Origin of the sequence: Tahibacter sp., assembly GCF_032229445.1 — a bacterium.
GTDB lineage: Bacteria > Pseudomonadota > Gammaproteobacteria > Xanthomonadales > Rhodanobacteraceae > Tahibacter.
The window spans coordinates 57,956-77,897 of record NZ_JAVTWC010000038.1 but is presented as its reverse complement, the minus strand read 5'-3'; the positions used below and the strand labels follow the sequence as shown (position 1 = coordinate 77,897).

The window sequence follows — 19,942 nt, the reverse complement described above, 5'->3', positions numbered from 1 at the left end:
ACATTGTCCGGGCGCGGCTGGAGCGAAGGTGTGTGTCCACGCCGCACGTCACAGTTGTCGACTTGCACCTGCGCAGTGCCGGCGAGATAGTGGCTCCCCGCAGTTCGCTTGCAATGACATCTCACAGGGGAGATGCGTCATGGCAGCTCATCCGGCGTACCCTCCCGGCACCGTCGCGTCCTGGCCCGGCGACGGCATACTGGCGGGCGTCCGCACCTGGCGCATACGCTGCTTCTGGCGCTGGCAGGCCTGGCGCCTGCGCAAGGCGCACAACCACGAAGGCGGTCACGGCGTGGTGTTGTACGACAGCGTGCAGGCGCTCGACCAGCTCGGCTACGCCGACGATTTCTGCCTCCTGCACCGGCAACTGCTGCGCGAATCCCTGCTGCTGGGGCTCGATGCGCCGGTCGCGTTCTCGCGCCGCCTCGCGCGCGAACTGCACGGTCACTGCGTCATGGCCTTGCTCGGAGGGCCGGACGGCAGCCCGGTGGGCTACGCCTGGGCGCGCTGCGGCAGTCTGGCCGAGGCGCTGCAGCACTACCAGCAGGTGCAGGCGCTGGGGCATCTGCGCAGCGACGACTGGATCGAGTTCGAGCGCCGCGCCGCCGCGCTGACCGGCGACACGGTCGTGCTCGCGATCAACGGCATCGGTCTGGCCTCGCGCTACCGCAAGGGCTTCGCGCCACTCAAGCAGCTGCTCAGGCCATTGCTGGAGCTGGCTGCGCGAAATGGAGCGACGCGCGCGGTCTGGTGGGCGCCTCGGGGCAGTGCGCTGCACGCGATGTCGTTGGGGTTCGGTGCGCGCACGATGCTGGAGACGTCACGCATCGTGGGCTTCGTGCTGGCCGACACGCGTCCCCTGACCCGTGTTTTCGCGGCCCTGCCAGCCAGCAGCATCGCCGACCTGCTGGGCCGCGTGGCGCCGGCGCGGCCGCCCATGCGTCCGCCCGCGCGCAAGCCGCCGCAGTTGCGCACGGTGCCCAAAGCCCGCCGCGGCGGCGAAGCCGCAGCCTGAGCGTGCCCCGGTCCGGCGTGGTCGCCGGGTAGTCTGCCGGGCGACTTTCCGCGGCGCTTCGGCGACAATGGCGGCCCTTTGCGGCAGCCCGGCCCGCCCGGGCCCGGTTTTTCTGCACCGGCCGCCGCCACCGCTTTTCATTTCCGCCGGGTCTACCCATGTCTAGCCGTCAAGAACTCGCCAACGCCATCCGTGCGCTGTCCATGGATGCGGTCGAAGCTGCCAAATCCGGCCATCCGGGCATGCCCATGGGCATGGCCGACATCGCCGAAGTGCTGTGGAACGATTTCCTGAGCCACAACCCGAAGAACCCGGACTGGTTCAACCGCGACCGCTTCGTGCTGTCCAACGGCCACGGCTCGATGCTGCTGTATTCGTTGCTGCACCTGACCGGCTACGACTTGCCGATCGAGGAGCTGAAGAATTTCCGCCAGCTGCACTCGCGCACCGCCGGCCATCCGGAGCGGCATGAAACCCCTGGCGTGGAAACCACGACGGGGCCGCTGGGACAGGGACTCGCCAACGCGGTCGGGATGGCACTCGCGGAAAAAGTCCTGGCGGCGCGCTTCAACCGTCCCGACCACGCGATCGTCGACCACACCACGTATGTTTTCCTCGGCGACGGCTGCCTCATGGAAGGCATCTCGCACGAGGTCTGCTCGATCGCCGGCACCTTCAAGCTCGGCAAACTGATCGCGCTCTACGACGACAACAACATCTCCATCGACGGCAAGGTCGGCGGCTGGTTCACCGACGACACGACCCGGCGCTTCGAAGCGTATGGCTGGAACGTGATCCGCGTCGACGGCCATGATGCGACCGCGATCAGGTCTGCCATCGTCTCGGCCCGCAGCGATACCGACAAGCCGACGCTGATCTGCTGCAAGACCCTCATCGGCTACGGCGCGCCGAACAAGCAAAACACCGAAGGTGCGCACGGCGCGCCGCTGGGCAAGGACGAGATCGCGCTGACGCGCGAGAAGCTGGGCTGGAGCCACGCCCCGTTCGTCGTGCCCGAGGATATCTACGCTGCCTGGAACGCCCACGCCAAGGGCGCCGAGCGCGAGGCGAACTGGAACGCGCGGTTCGACCGCTACCGCACCGCGTATCCGGAACCGGCGGCCGAGTTCGAGCGCCGCGTCAAGGGCGAGCTTCCGGCCGACTGGGCCGCGCACGCGGACGCCTACGTGGCGAAGCTGCAGGCCGAAGGTCCGGTCGTCGCGTCGCGCAAGGCCTCGCAGATGGCGCTGGATGCGTTCGGTCCCCTGTTGCCGGAACTGATCGGGGGATCGGCCGACCTGGCTCATTCCAACCTAACTTTGTGGAAAGGTTCCAAAGACGTCAATTCCGGCGACGCCAACGCGAACTACGTCTACTTCGGCGTGCGCGAGTTCGGCATGACTGCGATCGCCAATGGCATGGCGCTGCACGGTGGCTTCATTCCGTACGACGCGACCTTCCTGGTCTTTTCGGACTACGCGCGCAATGCCGTGCGCATGTCGGCGCTGATCCCGGCGCATGCGATACACGTCTATACGCACGACTCCATCGGCCTGGGCGAAGACGGCCCGACGCACCAGCCGATCGAACATCTCGCCAGCCTGCGCTACATCCCGAACAATCGCGTCTGGCGGCCCTGCGACGCGGTCGAATCGGCGATCAGCTGGCGGTCCGCGATCGAGCGCAAGTCCGGTCCATCCTGCCTCGTGTTCTCGCGCCAGAACCTGCAGCACCAGCTGCGCACCGAGGGGCAGCTCGCCGACGTCGCGCGCGGCGGTTACGTGCTCAGTGAGCCGAGCGACGCGAAATTCCAGGCCATCCTGATCGCGACCGGCTCGGAAGTCGGGCTCGCCATGGATGCCATGCGCACGCTGGAACTGCAGGGCGTGAGTGTGCGCGTGGTGTCGATGCCGTGTACCGAGGAATTCGACGCACAGCCGGCCGAATACCGCGAAGCCGTGCTGCCGTCCTGGTGTCGCGCGCGTGTCGCGATCGAAGCGGCGCATCCGGATTTCTGGCGCAAGTACGTCGGCCTCGACGGCGAAGTCATCGGCATCGCGAGCTTCGGCGCGTCGGCGCCGGCAGACAAACTGTTCGCGCATTTCGGCTTCAGCGTCGAGCGCATCGTCGACGCGGTAAAGGCGCGCCTCTGATATGGCGGCGTTCGAAACGGAACGTGTGCTGGCCGTGCGGCACTGGAACGAACATCTCTTCAGCTTCACGTGCACGCGCGACGCGGGACTGCGCTTCGAGAACGGCCAGTTCCTCATGATCGGCTTGCTGGTCGAGGGGCGGCCGCTGGTGCGCGCGTACAGCGTCGCCAGCGCCAACTACGAGGAGCATCTCGAGTTCTTCAGCATCAAGGTGCCGAACGGCCCGCTCACCTCGCGCCTGCAGCACCTGAAGGAAGGGGACGAGATCCTGATCAGCCGCAAGCCCACCGGCACGCTGCTGCTGCAGGATCTGAAGCCGGGACGCCATCTGTACCTGTTGTCGACGGGAACCGGCCTGGCCCCGTTCCTTTCGGTGATCCGCGATCCGGAAACCTACGAGCGCTTCGGCAAGGTCGTGCTGACCCACGGTGTACGTAACGTCGACGATCTGGCCTATCGCGACTACATCGAGCAGGAATTGCCGCAGCACGAATACCTCGGCGAGATGGTGCGCGAGAAGCTGCTGTACTACCCGACCGTCACGCGCGAGCCGTTCCACCATCAGGGTCGCCTCGACGAACTGCTGGCCAGCGGCAAGCTCAGCGCCGACATCAGTCTGCCGCCGCTCGATGTGGCCAACGACCGAGCGATGATCTGCGGCAGCCCGGCCATGCTGTCGTCGCTGTCGCAGCTGCTGGACAGTCGCGGCTTCCAGGTCTCTCCGCGTATCGGTACGCCGGGTGACTATGTGATCGAGCGGGCGTTTGTGGAGAAGTAGCGACCGTCGTCGTGCCATGCATCGTTGGTATGGCAGCAAAATGACCCATCGACGGTGCGAGGCAGTCGGCGTGGCGGGCCGGGAAACCGATCTCGTCGAGCGCCAGCAATCCGTTCTGTTGCTATTGCCGCGGCTCCCGATGCGGCAATCTAGGGCATCCCTCTTCCTGCGCTGCGACGGTCTTGCCCATGGGCTCGCCTGACCTGTCTGCCCCATCCGCGTGGTCGTCGCCACTACGCTGGTACCTGGCCGCGCTGGTGCCGATCTGGACCGGTTACTTCATGTACAAGACGGAAGCGAGCGAACAGGAGAGGCTGCGCCTGCACGATCCGGTCCCAGCGGTCGGTGAATTCGTGAGCGCCGAATGCGTCCGGCCCCGCAAGCGCAGCTATCAGGAGTACTGGCTGACGACGACGTATGCGTTCGTCGCCGCCGGCTACGTGAGCTACGAGGAGCAGGCATCCCCGGGATCCAGGCCGGCGCCGACATTCACGGCAGTGGACTGGGTTTGGTATCCGTCCCTGGCCGAGTGCGAAGCAGCCCGGTCCGCCGTGCGCTCGGCGAAAGCCCCGCATCCGGTCTGGTTCGAGAAAGGCCAGCCACATTCGTCGAAGACGACGCTGGAGGAACCGGACAGCACGCGCTTTCTCTGGTTGGGACTGGGTGCAGTACCGCTGGTCCTGATCGGCGGCATCCTGGCCCTGCGCCGCCGCCGCCGGTCCGCCTGAGGCACCAACGCCTGCGGCATCTGGCACTGCTTCGGTGGCGAAAACCCCTGTACTCGTCACCGCGCAAGATACCCGGGTGTTGCGCCCGCCTTGCATCCCGATCGATTACGCGTGTAAATTCCAGTATCGTTTACGAGCGTAATCAGAATGACGATCAGCGAAGCCGAAAGCGCGGTCATGCAGGTGCTGTGGATACGGCACCCGCTGGCCGCCGAGGAAATCGCTGCCGCACTCGGCGACGCGCGGCAATGGCAGGAAGCAACCGTGAAGACCTTGCTGAACCGCCTGCTCAACAAGGGCGCGATCGCTGCGGTCAAGGACGGCCGGCGCTATCTCTACAGCCCGGTGCTGCAGCGAGATGCGTATGTGCATGCGCAGAGCAAGGATCTGCTCGATCGCCTGTTCGGCGGCCGCATCGCGCCACTGGTCGCGCATTTCTCGGCGCGGCGCAAGCTCAGCAAGAAAGACATTGCCGAGCTCAAGCGGCTGATTGCGGAGCTGCCCGATGAGCAGTGAGGGTCTGCGCGGGTTGCTCGCAATGAACGCTGCGCTCAGCGTTGCGCTGATCGCGGTATTACTGCTGCGCGGCCCCCTGCGTCGCCACTTCGGCGCGGAAGTCGCGTATACGAGCTGGCTGCTGGTTCCGCTGACCGCGGCAGCGGCGCTGCTGCCGACAGGAAGCGGTGGCGCATACCGCGTGCTGTTCGACGTGTCGCGCGGTGCCACCGCGGTACGGGTGCTGCAGGCCTCGAGCGACGCGATCGCCGGCTGGCCGGGATTGCCGCTGCTGGCGCTGTGGAGTTGCGGCGCCGTAGTCACCGCGCTGTTGTTCACCGCGCAGCAGCGCCGCTTTGCACGCGCGCCAGGACGTCCGCTGCGCGGCCGGCTGCGCGAAGGCCGGGCCGGCCCCTGCGTGGTCGGGCTGCTGCGTCCCTGCATCGTGCTGCCGATCGCGTTCCGGTGGCGCTACAGCCGACGCGAACGGCGCCTGATCCTGGCTCACGAGATCGCCCATCTGCGCGGCGGCGATCTCCATGCCAACGCGGTTGGCGCGCTGCTGCGCTGCCTGTTCTGGTTCAACCCCTTGCTGCATCTGGCCTGTGCTCGATTCCGGCTCGACCAGGAACTGGCCTGCGATGCGCGTGTACTCGCGCGATTTCCGGAAGCGCGCCGGTCCTATGCCGGTGCGATGTTGAAGACCCAGCTTGACGACTCCAGTGCGACGGACGGCACTGGACCGCTCGGCTGTGGCTGGCGCAACCCCCATCCACTGAAGGAGAGAATCGCCATGTTGCATTCCCCGCTTCCGACCCGGCCGCTGCGCCTGGGCGGCCGGCTCGTCGTCGCCGTATTCGGTGTCGCGACCGCGGCCGCGGTCTGGGCCGCCCAGTCCGGCGTCATCGCTCGCGAGGGCTTCGTCGATGCCAAGGTCACCTTGCGCAGCGGCGATTTCGCGCATACGGCACGCATGATCAACCCGTTTGGTGAATCGTTGCTGGTCACGGCCAGCAGCGATGGTCAGGTCTGGCAGGCCGAATTCACGGCACGGCCCGAATCCGCTGGCGCGATACGCCTGAGCGCCGGCGTTCAGCGCGACAACGACGTCGTCGCCACACCCGAGATCGTGCTGCGCGACGGCGAGGCTGGCGGCATCAGCGTCGATGGCGTCGGCGGCAAGAGCGGGCTTGCCGTCGAGCTGTTGCTACGGCGCAGTGACGGTGTGGTGCCAAAGGATTGGCCGGCGTCGACGCACCGTTGAGCACGCGAGCGCGGGGGAGGCGACGCTCTTGCGCACTTGTCTCGCGCTGGCGTCTGGCTGCCGTCGTTCGCGGTTCCGAGATGCCGGCTGACCGAGTTTCGCTTAGGCTCTGCCGACCCTTTGCGAGATTACCTGCCATGCGATCTGCCGCTGTGCTGTTGGCCCTGTTCGCCAGTCCCGTGCTGGCCACCGAAGTGTCGCTGGACCTGCTGCATTTCGACGGCTTCGAGGCGCCCGCGCCGAGTGCGTTCCGGCTGGGCGCGCTGATGTTGCGCGACCCGCACGTCTTCGTGCCGGTTCCGCTGGGGCCGGTCACGCTGTGCGCTGACGCCACCGACCTCGCCGACGTCGGACTCAACCCGCAGATCGCCGCGAGTCTGGCGGCTGACGCGAATGTCGACGGCCGTTATGACGCGAGTCCGCTGCTGGTGTTCGATCCGTTGCGCGGCGACGGCGCGCCGGGACATGTCGTGAGCCGCAGCGGCGATTGCAGCGTCGCCACGCCGCTGCAATGCACGCCGGACACCCTGGCCGCGGCAACGCGGTCGTATCGCGCGTTCACGTTGACCGGCAGCGACCGTTGCCTCGAACCGCTGGCCGGCACGACCAGCAACTGGAGCGGCGCCGCCGCCGTGCCGCAGCCTGGCGGTCATTGCTACGCGACCACGGCCGCCGATCTGGTGTTGAGCGCAGGCGCGGTGACGATTCCGCTGTTCGATACGGCGTTCGGCGCGCCCGTGCCAGCATCGACCGGCTCTACCGGCGGAGGCCTGCTGCGCGGCTTCCTGCGCGCGACGGATGCGGCGGTGATCACGGTGCCCGTCAACGGCAGCACGATGACGCTGGCGTCGCTGCTGCCGGGCGGCGTAGGCAGCTGCCGCCCGAACGGCGCCGGCGGCGTGGACACCTGGAACGGCGAAAGCGGCTGGTGGTTCTATTTCGAGTTCCGCCAGGACGCGGCCACGCCGTAGTCGTCAGTTCAGTGCCTCGACCGGTCGCAGCAGCGCGCCCAGTTCAGCCGGCGTAGCCGCGATCGCGTCGGCACCGGCCTGTTCGAGTTCTTCGCGGCTGCCGAATCCCCAGGCCACGCCGAGGCCGCGCACGCCGTTGCTGCGCGCGCCTTCGATGTCGAAATGGCGGTCGCCGATCATGACCGCCCGTGCCGGTGCGACATCGAAGTCGGCCAGTGCGCGCGCGATCATCTGCGTCTTCTCGGAATGCTGGCCGTCGCCAGTGGGCCCATAGACCTCGCGGAAATGGTGTCCGAACGGCAGGTGGTCGACGATGCGGCGCGCCTGCGTACGCATCTTGGTCGTGACGATCGCAAGCGTGCGATCCGCGGCCGCGAGCGCTTCGACGAGGCTGGCTATGCCGGGGTAGACCTCGTGCTCGGTCCAGCCGACGCTGTCGAAACGCTCGCGGTAATACGCGACGGCCTGCTCGACGCGCGCCGGATCGTCACCGATGACGCGCGGGAAACTTTGCCGCAACGGCGGACCTATCCAGCGGCGCAGTTCCTCCAGCGGCGGCGCGAGGTGGCCGAGGCGATCGAACGCATGGCGCAGGGAGCCGACGATGCCGGCTTCGGAATGGATCAGGGTGCCATCGAGATCGAACAGGACGAGCTGCATGCGAAGTACCTTCAGCGGAAGCGCCCTGAGATGGGGCGCCGACGCGCCATCGCAATGCGCCACGCACGGGTTAGACCAAGGTCGGCTGGTGCAGGCGTCTTAATGCACTCCCAGTGCCCGCGCTCGATCGACGCCCTCGATTCCCCATTCCCGATTCCGCATTCCCGTCTAAGGCTGGAAGCCGGCCTTGAAGATCGTGTCGTTGCCGCCGGCCCCGCGCGTCACGCTGATGCGGAACCCTTCGGCCGTTGCCGCATCGACGCTCACGGTAAAGCCGCTTGCCGGCGCGGTCCACGATTCGCCGACCTTGAACATCGAGCCTTCGTTGTTCGACGTGGTTGCCGGCGGGTTCGTGGCGTCCACGCTCCAGGCGGGCTCGCTGCGCGTGGTGTCGACGGAGTGGATGATGACGGCGTCGCCGGCGAGGTTGGCTTCGTACTTGCCGCCGCGCTTGCGCGCCTCGATCGTGTAGAAGCGCGTCGTGGGAGCGCCGGCGACGCGCACGACGATCATCTGCAGGTTGGTCGAGCCGATCAGGCTGGCGCGGTCGAGCAGCAGGTTCGAATAAACGCCATCGACGTCGATGATGCGTTTGCGCGCCGCATCGATGAAGACGAGCTTGTCGCGCGACCAGGTGCTGATGTGCTTGGCGATCGTGCCGTAGGTGGCGTCGGTCGCGGCGTTGCTCCAGCCATCGCTCATCACGTCCCAGGGATTGTCGTAGGGATTCGTGTCGCCATCGGAATTGTTCGCGTGCGGCAGGCCGTAGGCATGGCCCATCTCGTGGCTCAGCGGTGCGGAGTTGTTGAACGACCAGGGCGGGTTCCAGGTGGAGCTCCAGCACTTGTTGATGCCGTCGAGCGTGGCGCAGCGGCCGCCGCCCCAGGCGAAGCCGTCGAGATCGCCGTTGAACATCATGTTGACGCCCTGCAGGCCGCCATTCGCGGCGAAATTCACCGATGCGTTGGCCGCCGCGGTGCAGTCGTCGAACAGCTTGTTGAGGTTCGCGCTGCCGCCGCTGGGGACATAGAAGGAGCGCGGTTGCGGCAGCGTGAACCAGCCGTAGGCGGCGCTGCCGACGAGGTTGATCTTGTTGTAGGACACCTCGCGCCAGTAGTGGTCGAGCTGGCCGGGGTTGTTGCCGTATTGGCCGTTGAAGAAGCTCAGCGGCTTCTGCTCGGTCGCGATGTCACTGAACTTGCACAGCAGGGTCGCCCAGACTGTCGTGCCGGCGACGTTGGGCTGGTTGCCGTCGCGCTGCACGTCGGCCGGCACGATGGCCTGCACGGCCAGACCCTGCGTCGTGGCCGGCGCGGCCAGTTCGACCGCGACGCGCTTGCCGGCCAGTGCGTAGATATCACCGGCGCCACTGCGCGCCTGCTGCGGATCCAGTGCGTAGCGCAGGCCGGCATCGTCGACCAGGGTCACGCGAAACTGGCTTTCCTGGCCGGCGACGGGATCCGGATCGCCCCAGGTGAGCTCGAGGCGACCCTCGATCGGAGCGGCGAACGCACTGGCGGAAAGCAGCAGCGGGCACAGGGACAACAGGCGCAGCATGGTCATGGCGAATCGATTCGGTGGCGTTCTGGTGAGACGCAACCTAATGCCCTGGGGGTTTTCCAACTGTTAATTCGCCCGCGGATTGTGGCCGCGTAACGGTTCGCAGCCCTGAGAACCGACCAACGGCTGACGAATGGCGCCGGTCGGAGGCCGCGCGGCGCCGGGAACAGGGCGTCGCGCGAGCCGCGGGTCAGGCAAGCGCTGGCGGAATCGTCCGACGGCGCAATGAGTCGACGCTTCGTCCGACTCCCTCAGGCCCGCGCGTTCAGTGCGGCAACGGCCGGCAGTTCCTTGCCCTCGAGAAACTCGAGGAAGGCGCCGCCGCCGGTCGAGATGTAGCCGATGTCGGCCTGCACGCCGTACTTCTCGACAGCCGCGAGGGTGTCGCCGCCGCCGGCGATGGAAAACGCGGGCGACGCCGCGATCGCCCTGGCCAGCGTCTCGGTGCCCTTGCCGAAGGCGTCGAACTCGAACACGCCGACCGGACCGTTCCACACCACGCAGCCTGCCTTGGCGATCAGCGCGGCATAGCTGGCCGCGGTGCGCGGGCCGATGTCGAGAATCATGTCTTCGGCGCCGACCGCGTCGACCGCCTTGACCGTCGCGGTGGCGTCGGCGGCGAAGGCGGTGGCGACCACGACGTCGGTCGGGATCGGCACGTCGGCGCCGCGCGACTTGGCCCCGGCAATGATGCGTCGCGCGGTGTCGAGCAGGTCGTTTTCCACCAGCGACTTGCCGACGCTGCGGCCGCTTGCGGCGATGAAGGTGTTGGCGATGCCGCCGCCGACGATGAGCTGGTCGACCTTGCCGGTCAGGGTCTGCAGCAGTTCCAGCTTGGTCGATACCTTGGAGCCGGCGACGATCGCCAGCAGCGGGCGCTTCGGGTTTTCCAGCGCCTTGGCCAGGGCATCGAGTTCGGCCATCAGCAGCGGTCCGCCGCAGGCGATCTTCGCCGCGCGGATCGCCCCATGCGTCGATGCCTGTGCGCGGTGCGCGGTGCCGAAAGCGTCCATCACGTAGACGTCGCAGAGCGCGGCGTACTTCGCGCTGAGTTCGGCCGAATCCTTGGCCTCGCCGACATTCATGCGGCAGTTTTCCAGCAGCACCACTTCGCCGGGGGCCACGTCGACGCCGTCGAGGTAGTCGCGCACGAGGCGGACTTCGCTGCCCAGCGCCTCGCTGAGCCATGCCGCGACCGGCGCGAGCGAATCGGCTTCGGAAAACGCGCCTTCGCTTGGCCGGCCCAGGTGCGACATGACCAGCACTGCGGCGCCGGCATCGCGCGCCAGCGCGATCGTCGGCAGTGCCGCGTCGAGGCGCTGCGTCGCGGTGATGCGGCCATCCTTGAGCGGGACGTTCAGGTCTTCGCGGATCAGCACGCGCTTGCCGTGCAGGTCGAGGTCGGTCATGCGGAGAATGGACATGGAAGATCCCTGGTTGTCGGGCGAGTTGACGGGCAAGAGCGTGGCCGCGGCCCGCGGCCAGCGCAGTGGAGCGGTGAAAGCCCCGGATTACAGCGGCGCCGCGCGGGCTTTGCAAATCGTGCGCGGCAGCCCGCCGGCCGCGCCCGGCTTGGATTAGGCTGGACATCCCTGTCCAATGCCTTCCCTCCATGTTCGTGCTGATCACCAAGGCCGTGCTGGCCTACGCGCTGGGGTCCGTTTCCGGCAGCCTGCTGCTCGGGCGCCGCGGCGGATTCGACATCCGCGAGGCCGGCAGCGGCAATGCCGGCGGCACGAATGCGCTGCGCACGCGCGGCTGGCGCTTCGCGCTCGGCGTCGTCGCGATCGATGTCGGCAAGGGTGCGCTCGCGATCTGGCTGGCGCTGCTCATACCCACCACGTCGTCCTCTCCAGGCCTGTACACGGAAGCGCTGGCCTGTGGCTTCGCCGCCGTGCTCGGTCATGTGTTCCCGGTGTACTACGGGTTTCGCGGCGGCAAGGGCGCGGCGACCGTGGTCGGGACGATCGCGATGCTTTGTCCGCTCGCGACGCCGCCGCTGTTGCTCATCTGGCTCGTCGTGCTCGGGTGTACCGGCTATGTCGGCCTGGCGACCGTCGTCGCCGGGGTCGCGCTGGTGCCCCTGGTCTGGTGGATCGCCCCAGGCACCGCGTCCCTGCACGGCTATGCGCTGGCCTGCGCCGGGCTGCTGCTGCTCACGCACAGGGGCAACCTGTGGCGCCTGTACCACGGCACCGAGAATCGCTTCGAACGCGCCCGCGTCCTCGCGCGCCTGTTTGTCGAGCGGCGCTGATGCAGACGCGCGATCTGGTTGCTGCACTGGTCGATGGCCAGTGTTGTTCCGGCAGCGAACTGGCGCGCCGCTTCGGCGTGACGCGCGCGGCGGTCTGGAAGCGACTGGCCGAACTGCGCGAGGCCGGCCTGCCCCTCGCCGCTGTCGCCGGACGCGGCTACCGCCTGGAGCTGCCGCTGGAGCTGCTGGACGCCGCCGCGATCCGCAATTGCCTGCCTGACGCGGCGCGCGCCCGTTTCGATGACATCGCCGTGCACTGGGACATCGACTCGACCAGCAGCGAGTTGCTGCGCGGCGCCGGCCTACGCGCGGATCTCGCCGTGTGCCTGGCCGAACAGCAGAGCGCCGGACGCGGCCGGCGCGGCCGCCAGTGGCAGTCGCCGCTGCTGTGCAATGTATACCTTTCCGTGCTCAAGCGATTCGCGCGCGGCATGGGCAACCTCGCGGGGCTGAGCCTTGCGGTCGGCGTTGCCGTCGCGCGCGCGCTGGAGCGCTGCGGCGCGCCCGCGCTGGAGCTGAAATGGCCGAATGACGTCCTTGCCGGCGAAGGCAAGCTGGCCGGCATCCTGGTCGAGCTCGGCGGCGAATTCCTCGGCCCCTGCCATGCCGTCATCGGCATCGGCGTGAACCTGTACCTGCCGGCGACGGTGCGTGCGGTGATCGAACAGCCGGTGGCCGACCTCGCGACGTTCTGCGCGCCGCTGCCGCCGCGCAACCGGGTCGTCGCTACCTTGCTCGATGAACTGGCCCAGGTGCTGGATGTTTTCGCGGCTGAGGGTTTCGCGGCGTTGCGTGGCGAATTCGAACGTCGCGACCGGCTGCGCGGGCGAGCGATCACACTCAGTGACGCGAACGGCGCACAGCACGGGCAGGGTGCCGGCGTGGATGCGCGCGGCGCGCTGCTGCTGCTCCAGGGCGATACCATCGCCGCTTTCGATAGCGCGGAAGTGACGGTGCGACCCGCATGAATCTGCTCGTGGATCTGGGCAATACCCGGCTCAAATGGGCGTTGCACGAGGACACCGGCCTGCGCGCCGGCGCCCCGGTCGATCATTCCCGACCGCTTGCGCGGGAACTGGCATCGGCCTGGGGCGATGTGCCGCCGGTCGCGCGAGTGCTGATCGCTTCGGTCGGTCGTCCGCGCCTGGAAGCCGAACTGGTTCAAGCCGTGCGGACTCGCTTCGGTGTGGAGCCCGAATTCGTCGCGACCGCGGCCGCCGCCTGCGGTGTGCGCATCGCCTACGCCCGGCCGGAAAAGCTCGGCGTGGACCGCTTCGTCGCGCTGATCGCCTTGCGTGCGCTGCAGGCGGGGCCGATCGTGCTGGCGAGCGTCGGCACGGCACTGGTGCTCGATGCGCTCGACGCGTCGGGCCAGCACCTCGGTGGGCTGATCGCGCCGAGTCCGCTACTGATGCAGCAGGCACTGCTGGGCGCCACCGCACGGGTGAGCGCATCGGATACGGCGCGTGTCGTCGAGATCGCCGACGACACCGAGGACGCGGTGCGCTCGGGCTGCTGGCTCGCTGCCGCGTCACTTGTGGAGAGGTTCCATTTTCGCGTGCGCGAGCGGCTCTGTGCCGATGCGGCCCTGGTGCTGGCCGGCGGCGCGGCGCACGAACTCGCGCCACTGCTGCGCTTGCCGGCGCGCGTCGAGGCGGATCTGGTCCTGCGCGGATTGGCCCTGCTCGCGGTTGTCCCCGCGGCGGGCGGTGAGCCGGTAGAATCCGGCGACTCCTGATCGCGACGCCTCCGCATGTTCCTGCGCGTGCTGTTCCTGCTGCTGCTTGCGATGAATGTCGGCGTCGCCAGCTGGCTGTATTTCGCGCCCGAAACCACCGAGCGCGAGGTCGCTGCCACTGACGTGGGCATTTCGCGGCTGGAACTGCTGGCCGAGCGCGAGCGCCTCGGCGATGCGGCGAGTGCCGAGCTCGTCGAGGCGCCGGCCGTGAGCGACACGCCCGACCAGTGCCGTAGCATCGGTCCGTTCGCGACCCAGGCTGACATGCGTGCGGCGATGAACAAGCTGACCTCGCGCGTGCGCCGCATTCAATACCGTGAGGCACGCACGACCCAGCCGCGCGGCTTCTGGGTATTCGTGCCGGCGATGGCCTCGCGCGAACAGGCGCTGGGTGTGGCGCGGCAGCTGTCCGCCAAGGGCGTGCGCGACTACTACGTCGTCACCGCCGGCGACCAGCAGAACACGATCTCGCTCGGCCTGTTCCGCGAACAGGCCAATGCCGAACGCCGGCGCGCCGAGATCGCCGCGCTGGGGTTCTCCCCGCAGTTGCTGCAGCGTACTGAAGATCTGCCGGTCTACTGGGTCGATTTCGCCGAGGATCCGCAGCGCCCGGTCGCGTGGCGCGCGGAGATGCCTGACCTGATCGATCTGAAAGAGCAGCCCGTGCAGTGTTTCTGAGCCGGCGGCCCGCGAGGTCCGAGTCGAGGTAGCGCTGCATGGCGGTTCGCACGAACCCTATGTGTCGGGCAGTCGCCATTTGCGGCCGCGGGTTGAGAAACCGGTCGCGTTGTACACCCTTGCAGCGGCCGCGGGTGCTTGGCACTCTTGCGCGTCCTGCCGCCAACCTGTCCATGCGCTGAACTTTGCATGCGCGTCGCGGTCAGGGCTTGGTCAATGCCCCAACCCCGAGGATTCGCGATGTTCAAGAAGCTCACCCTGTCCCTCGCCCTCGCGGCGGCGGCTTTTACCGCCACGGCAGCCGACGATGCCAAGGAAACCAAGATCGTCAGTGATGCGATCCTCGCCCTGGTGCCTCAGGCCAAGATCGACTCCGTCGCCAAGTCCAGTCTGCCGGGCTTCTACGAAGTGGTTACCGGCGGCCAGGTCGTCTACGTCAGCGCCGACGGCAAGTACCTGCTCCAGGGCAGCCTGTTCGACATGAGCAACAAGAAGGATCTGACCGAGGCGCGTCTCGGCGGCATCCGCAAGGAGCTTGTCGACAAGGTGCCCAAGTCCAAGCGCATCGTGTTCGCGCCAAAGGATCCGAAGTACACGGTGACGGTATTCACCGACATCGATTGCGGCTACTGCCGCAAGCTGCACCACGATATCGCCAAGTACAACGAGCAGGGCATCGCGATCGAGTATCTGTGGTTCCCGCGCTCCGGTCCGGGCACCCCGTCGTTCGACAAGGCCGTTTCGGTGTGGTGTGCGACCGACCGCAACAAGGCATTCACCGACGCAAAGTCGGGCACCGACCCCAAGACCGCCCAGTGCGACAACCCGATCGCCGAGGAATTCGAGCTGGGCCGCCGCGTCGGCATCAACGGCACGCCGACCGTGATCGCGCCGGACGGCACGCAGATCGGCGGCTATCTGGCGCCGGAAGCGATGCGCCAGCGCCTCGATAGTCTCGTTGCCAAGTAAGTGTTGATTCAGAAGTGATTTTTGACGGCGGCTGCGGTGACGCAGCCGCCGTTCTCGTGTCTGGATGCGTTCGGCTGGCGATAGCGATTGGCGGACGCCAGCGGTTATCATGCGCGCCCTTCTGAGAACCCGCTCCGGAACGGCCTTACATGATCGTCCTCGACGGGCAAAGCGCCCTGTCTGCTTTCCGTCTCGATCGCCTGAATCGCCAGCTGGCCGACTCGGCATCCGGCGCTCGCGTGTCCTCGGCGCGCTTTGTCTATCTGCTCGCCGCGTCGCGGTTGCCCGACGACGCGGAGCGGCAGCGTCTCGCGCACGTACTCGAAGCACGGCCCGACGCGGCGCGTCCAGCCAGCCTCTGGGTGGTGCCGCGGCTCGGCACGATCTCGCCGTGGTCGAGCAAGGCGACCGATATCCTGCAGGGCTGCGGCTTCGGGATCGACCGCGTCGAGCGCGGCGTGGCCTTCGACGTCGGCAGCCCGCCGGCGGTCGGCAGTCCGTCCTGGAACGCGCTCGTCGCGGTGCTGCATGACCCGATGACCCAGTCGGTGGTGACTTCGCTGAACGACGCCGAAGGGTTGTTCCTCGCCGGCGCGCGGGGCGACCTGGGACGCATCGCGCTCGGCGACGAGCCGGCGGTCGCGCTGGCAGAAGCCAACCAGCGTCTCGGTCTGGCCCTGGCTACCGACGAGATCGACTACCTGGTCGAACGCTATGCCGAGCTTGGCCGCGATCCCAGCGACGCCGAACTCATGATGTTCGCCCAGGCCAATTCTGAGCACTGCCGGCACAAGGTGTTCAACGCGAGCTGGAACGTCGACGGCGAGGCGCAGCCGCGTTCGCTGTTCGCGATGATCAAGAACACCCACCAGCACTCGCCGGCGCACACCTTGTCGGCCTATGCCGACAATGCGGCGGTGATCACCGGCAGCGAAGGTCGGCGTTTCTTCGCCGACGCCGACGGCGTCTATCGCGCGCATGCGGAGCGCATCGATTACGCGATCAAGGTGGAAACCCACAACCACCCGACCGCGATCGCGCCGTTTCCGGGGGCGTCGACCGGCTCGGGCGGCGAGATCCGCGATGAGGGTGCGACCGGCCGCGGCGGCAAACCCAAGGCCGGCCTGACGGGCTTTTCCGTGTCGCACCTGCGCATACCAGGGCTGGCGCGACCATGGGAAACCGAGCGGCCGCTGCCGCCACGCATGGCCAGCGCGTTCGAGATCATGCGCGACGGCCCGCTCGGCGCGGCCTCGTTCAACAACGAATTCGGACGGCCGGCGCTGGGCGGCTATTTCCGCAGCTACGAGCAGGAAACCGGTCTGCCGGGCCTGCGCCGCGGGTACGACAAGCCGATCATGATCGCCGGCGGCCTGGCCAATTTGCGTTCGGGACATGTGGAAAAGCGCAATCTGCAGGCCGGCGACGCGGTCGTCGTGCTCGGCGGTCCGGCGATGCTGATCGGCCTGGGCGGCGGTGCCGCCTCGTCGGTCGCCTCGGGCACCAGTTCGGCGGAACTGGATTTCGCCTCGGTGCAGCGCGACAACCCCGAAATGGAACGGCGCTGCCAGGAAGTCATCGATCACTGCTGGCAGCTCGGCGATACCAATCCCATCGTCAGCGTGCACGATGTCGGCGCCGGCGGCCTGTCCAATGCGATCCCCGAACTGCTGCACGACTCACGCGTCGGCGGACGCATCGATCTGGACAAGGTGCCCTGCGCCGATCCGTCGTTGTCGCCGATGCAACTGTGGTGCAACGAATCGCAGGAACGCTACGTTATCGGCGTGCGCCCCGAGGACCTGGCCCGCTTCGAGGCGATCTGCGTGCGCGAACGCTGTCCTTATGCGGTCGTCGGTACGGCGACAGCGGAGCAGCACCTGATGGTCGGCTACGGCGTCGAAGCGGCCACGCCGACGGGTTCCGGCGTCGCCATCGACCTGCCCATGGACGTGCTGTTCGGCAAGGCGCCGAAGATGCACCGCGACGCGAAGCGCAAGGCGCCGCGCGTGGATCTCGTCTCCGACTGCCTCGGGATCAACCTCAGGGAAGCGATGCAGCGTGTGCTGCAGTTTCCGGCGGTGGGCTCCAAGTCCTTCCTTATAACGATTGGCGACCGCAGCGTCGGCGGGCTTTGCTCGCGCGACCAGATGGTCGGTCCGTGGCAGGTGCCGGTTGCGGACTGCGCCGTGACCCTGGCCGATTTCGATGGCTATGCCGGTGAAGCCATGGCCATGGGCGAGCGCACGCCGCTGGCGGCGCTGTCGAGCGCCGACGCGGCGCGCATGGCGGTCGGCGAGGCGCTGACCAATCTCGCCGCCGCGCCGGTGGCTGAGCTCGGCGAAGTGCGCCTCTCGGCGAACTGGATGGCGGCGGCGAACTTCCCGCACCAGGATGCGGCGCTGTTCGATGCGGTGCGCGCGATCGGCATGGAGCTGTGCCCGGCGCTCGGCATCTCAATTCCGGTCGGCAAGGATTCGCTGTCCATGCAGACCGTCTGGCACGACGGCGAACGCGAGCAGAAGACCATCGCTCCCGTCTCGCTGATCGTCACGGCCTTCACCCGCATTGGTGACGTGCGCAAGGCGCTGACGCCGCAGCTGCGCATGGACAAGGGCGAGACCGAGCTCTGGTTGCTCGACCTCGGTGGCGGCCGCAACCGTCTCGGCGGGTCGGCGCTGATGCAGGTCTTCAACCGCTCCGGCGGCGTGCCGCCGGATCTCGACGATGCGGCACGATTCAAGTGTTTCTTCGACTGCATCCAGCGGGCCAATGCCGCGGGCCTGCTGCTTGCCTACCACGATCGGGCCGACGGCGGCGTGCTGGTCACCTTGCTGGAAATGGCTTTTGCCGGTCATTGCGGCCTGTCCATCGGCCTGGATGGGTGGGCCGAGAACACCTTGCGTGCGCTGTTCTGCGAGGAGCTTGGCGCGGTGGTGCAGGTGCGCCGTGACGACGTGCCTGCGTTCAAGGCGCTGCTGGCGGAGTTCGGCCTCGGCGATATCGCACACATGGTCGGCCGGCCCAAGGAAAAGCTGCAGATCGGCATTCGTCTGGGCGACGACACGCTCGGCCGCTGGGACTGGAGCGACCTCATGCGCATCTGGTCGCAGACCAGCCACGCCATGCAGCGACTGCGCGACAACCCGGTGCTGGCCGACAGCGAACAGGACTGGCGCTGTGACAGCGACGATCCGGGCATCACGCCGAAGCTGACCTTCGATCCTGCCGACGACATCGCCGCGCCGTTCATTGCACGTGGCACGCTGCCGCGCGTTGCGGTGCTGCGCGATCAGGGCGTCAACGGCCAGATCGAAATGGCCGCGGCGTTCACGCGTGCCGGCTTCGAGGCGGTCGACGTGCACATGTCGGATCTGCAGAGCGGACGGCGCAGCCTCGGCGAGTTCCAGGGACTGGCCGCCTGCGGCGGGTTTTCCTACGGCGATGTGCTCGGTGCGGGCCGCGGCTGGGCCACATCGATCCTGTTCAATCAGTCACTGCGCGACCAGTTCGCCGCGTTCTTCGCCGACCCGGCGCGGTTCGCGCTTGGCGTCTGCAACGGTTGCCAGATGCTGGCCAGCCTCAAGGACATCATTCCGGGTGCGGAATACTGGCCGCGCTTCCGGCGCAATGCGTCCGAGCAGTACGAGGCGCGCTTCGTCACGCTGGAAGTCATGGATTCGCCGTCGATTCTGCTGCGCGGCATGGCCGGCTCGCGCATCCCGGTCGTGGTCGCACACGGCGAAGGCCGTGCGGAATTCGCGCAGGGCAGCGACTACAGTCGCGTGCAGCCGTGCCTGCGTTTCGTCGACAACCGCGGCAGGGCGACAGAGAGTTTTCCACTGAATTCCAATGGATCGGTCGGCGGCCTGACCGGGCTGACGGCGGCCGAAGGCCGCGTCACGATCATGATGCCGCACCCGGAGCGCGTGCACCGCAGCGTGCAGATGAGCTGGCGTCCGGAAGGCTGGGGCGAGGATTCTCCCTGGATGCGCATGTTCCGCAACGCGCGTGCCTGGGTGGGATGAAGCTCAGTCCGCTCAAGCGCTTCCTGCTCGCCGCCCTGGCCTGGCTGCCGGCGTGCTTTGTGCTGTGGTGGTGGGTGTCGGGGCTGACCGTCAAGCTGCCGGTCTGGCTGGCCGGACAGGCGCTGAGCACGTTCTGGCCGGATCTCATCGCCAGCGTCAGTCAGGGCTTCGACAACGGCGGCATGCCGACCATGGAGGTGCTGACGCGCATCGTCGTCAGCGAGCCCGGTCCGGGCGGCCAGATGATGACCGGCTATCTGGAACCTACCGTCCATCCCTTGCTATATGGCTATTCGCTGCCATTGTTCTTCGGCTTGTGCCTGGCCACGCCGCAGGAAGAGGAGAGGCGCTGGGGCCAGCTCATGCTGGGTTGCCTGGCGATCTGGGTGGCGCAGGCCTTTGGCATCGCTGCCGATGCGCTCAAAGTGCTGGCGCTGAGTACGGGTCCCGAGGCCGCCGCAGCCGTGCTGGAAGCCGGGCTCAACGTCAATGCGATTGCCCTTTGCTACCAGTTCGGCTATCTGATTCTGCCGACCGTGGTGCCGGCCGCGCTCTGGTTGGCGCTCAACCGTCCCTTCATCGAGGCTTTGACCGGACGCAAGTTCGGGGAACCCGGCGGCGGTAGTGCCGGTCGAAACCGCGCCTCCTAGG

18 protein-coding genes are annotated in these 19,942 nt (G+C 67.6%); 15 read left to right on the top strand and 3 right to left on the bottom strand.

Going from position 1 to position 19,942, the window contains the following annotated elements:
* The first annotated feature begins 139 nt into the window (after positions 1-139).
* The 7 genes from RUU78_RS08285 (at position 140) to RUU78_RS08255 (ending at position 7,404) form a co-directional block, all read left to right on the top strand.
* A complete protein-coding gene (locus RUU78_RS08285) occupies positions 140-1,015 on the top strand; it encodes a hypothetical protein (protein WP_313915493.1) in 876 nt (291 codons plus the stop codon).
* Positions 1,016-1,173: 158 nt separating this feature from the next.
* Complete coding sequence (tkt, locus tag RUU78_RS08280) at positions 1,174-3,168, top strand: transketolase (protein WP_313915491.1); 1,995 nt, start codon at positions 1,174-1,176, stop codon at positions 3,166-3,168.
* Between the two features lies 1 nt (position 3,169).
* The gene (locus tag RUU78_RS08275) at positions 3,170-3,946 is read left to right on the top strand and encodes a ferredoxin--NADP reductase (protein ID WP_313915489.1); all 777 of its coding nucleotides are present in this window, start codon (positions 3,170-3,172) and stop codon (positions 3,944-3,946) included.
* A gap of 188 nt (positions 3,947-4,134) precedes the next feature.
* Entirely contained in the window at positions 4,135-4,674 is a 540-nt protein-coding gene (locus RUU78_RS08270; RefSeq protein WP_313915488.1) for a hypothetical protein, read from the top strand.
* A gap of 147 nt (positions 4,675-4,821) precedes the next feature.
* Positions 4,822-5,190, top strand: coding sequence for a BlaI/MecI/CopY family transcriptional regulator (locus RUU78_RS08265; protein ID WP_313915485.1), 369 nt, complete (start codon positions 4,822-4,824; stop codon positions 5,188-5,190).
* Complete coding sequence (locus RUU78_RS08260; protein ID WP_313915484.1) at positions 5,180-6,433, top strand: M56 family metallopeptidase; 1,254 nt, start codon at positions 5,180-5,182, stop codon at positions 6,431-6,433. Before RUU78_RS08265 ends, RUU78_RS08260 begins: the two co-directional genes overlap by 11 nt.
* 137 nt (positions 6,434-6,570) lie before the next feature.
* Positions 6,571-7,404 (top strand): hypothetical protein, encoded by an 834-nt coding sequence (locus RUU78_RS08255; protein WP_313915481.1) that lies wholly within the window; start codon positions 6,571-6,573, stop codon positions 7,402-7,404.
* A gap of 3 nt (positions 7,405-7,407) precedes the next feature.
* On the opposite strand, the gene RUU78_RS08250 is transcribed toward RUU78_RS08255, so the two are convergent.
* The 3 genes from RUU78_RS08250 to RUU78_RS08240 all read right to left on the bottom strand — a co-directional run bounded on the left by RUU78_RS08250 (position 7,408) and on the right by RUU78_RS08240 (position 11,048).
* Positions 7,408-8,064 carry an HAD hydrolase-like protein gene (locus tag RUU78_RS08250; RefSeq protein WP_313915480.1) on the bottom strand — a complete coding sequence of 219 codons (657 nt, stop codon included), beginning with the start codon at positions 8,062-8,064 and terminating at the stop codon, positions 7,408-7,410.
* 168 nt (positions 8,065-8,232) lie between these two features.
* Positions 8,233-9,627: a hypothetical protein gene (locus tag RUU78_RS08245; protein ID WP_313915477.1), complete on the bottom strand. Its 1,395-nt coding sequence runs from the start codon at positions 9,625-9,627 to the stop codon at positions 8,233-8,235.
* Positions 9,628-9,875: 248 nt separating this feature from the next.
* Positions 9,876-11,048 carry a phosphoglycerate kinase gene (locus tag RUU78_RS08240; RefSeq protein ID WP_313915475.1) on the bottom strand — a complete coding sequence of 391 codons (1,173 nt, stop codon included), beginning with the start codon at positions 11,046-11,048 and terminating at the stop codon, positions 9,876-9,878.
* Between RUU78_RS08240 and RUU78_RS08235 the strand changes: the two genes are divergently transcribed.
* From RUU78_RS08235 to RUU78_RS08200, 8 genes are all read left to right on the top strand, one after another.
* Entirely contained in the window at positions 11,047-11,205 is a 159-nt protein-coding gene (locus tag RUU78_RS08235; RefSeq protein ID WP_313915473.1) for a hypothetical protein, read from the top strand. The two genes, RUU78_RS08240 and RUU78_RS08235, sit on opposite strands and share 2 nt — an antisense overlap.
* Before the next feature lie 31 nt (positions 11,206-11,236).
* Positions 11,237-11,878 carry a glycerol-3-phosphate 1-O-acyltransferase PlsY gene (gene plsY, locus RUU78_RS08230; RefSeq protein ID WP_313915471.1) on the top strand — a complete coding sequence of 214 codons (642 nt, stop codon included), beginning with the start codon at positions 11,237-11,239 and terminating at the stop codon, positions 11,876-11,878.
* Positions 11,878-12,846 (top strand): biotin--[acetyl-CoA-carboxylase] ligase, encoded by a 969-nt coding sequence (locus RUU78_RS08225; protein WP_313915469.1) that lies wholly within the window; start codon positions 11,878-11,880, stop codon positions 12,844-12,846. Before plsY ends, RUU78_RS08225 begins: the two co-directional genes overlap by 1 nt.
* Complete coding sequence (locus tag RUU78_RS08220; protein ID WP_313915467.1) at positions 12,843-13,616, top strand: type III pantothenate kinase; 774 nt, start codon at positions 12,843-12,845, stop codon at positions 13,614-13,616. Before RUU78_RS08225 ends, RUU78_RS08220 begins: the two co-directional genes overlap by 4 nt.
* A gap of 15 nt (positions 13,617-13,631) precedes the next feature.
* Positions 13,632-14,294: an SPOR domain-containing protein gene (locus tag RUU78_RS08215; RefSeq protein ID WP_313915463.1), complete on the top strand. Its 663-nt coding sequence runs from the start codon at positions 13,632-13,634 to the stop codon at positions 14,292-14,294.
* Between the two features lie 240 nt (positions 14,295-14,534).
* Positions 14,535-15,263 carry a DsbC family protein gene (locus tag RUU78_RS08210; protein WP_313915461.1) on the top strand — a complete coding sequence of 243 codons (729 nt, stop codon included), beginning with the start codon at positions 14,535-14,537 and terminating at the stop codon, positions 15,261-15,263.
* A gap of 149 nt (positions 15,264-15,412) precedes the next feature.
* Positions 15,413-19,291 (top strand): phosphoribosylformylglycinamidine synthase, encoded by a 3,879-nt coding sequence (gene purL / locus RUU78_RS08205; RefSeq protein ID WP_313915459.1) that lies wholly within the window; start codon positions 15,413-15,415, stop codon positions 19,289-19,291.
* Complete coding sequence (locus RUU78_RS08200) at positions 19,288-19,941, top strand: exosortase H-associated membrane protein (protein WP_313915457.1); 654 nt, start codon at positions 19,288-19,290, stop codon at positions 19,939-19,941. Before purL ends, RUU78_RS08200 begins: the two co-directional genes overlap by 4 nt.
* Position 19,942 lies beyond the last annotated feature (1 nt).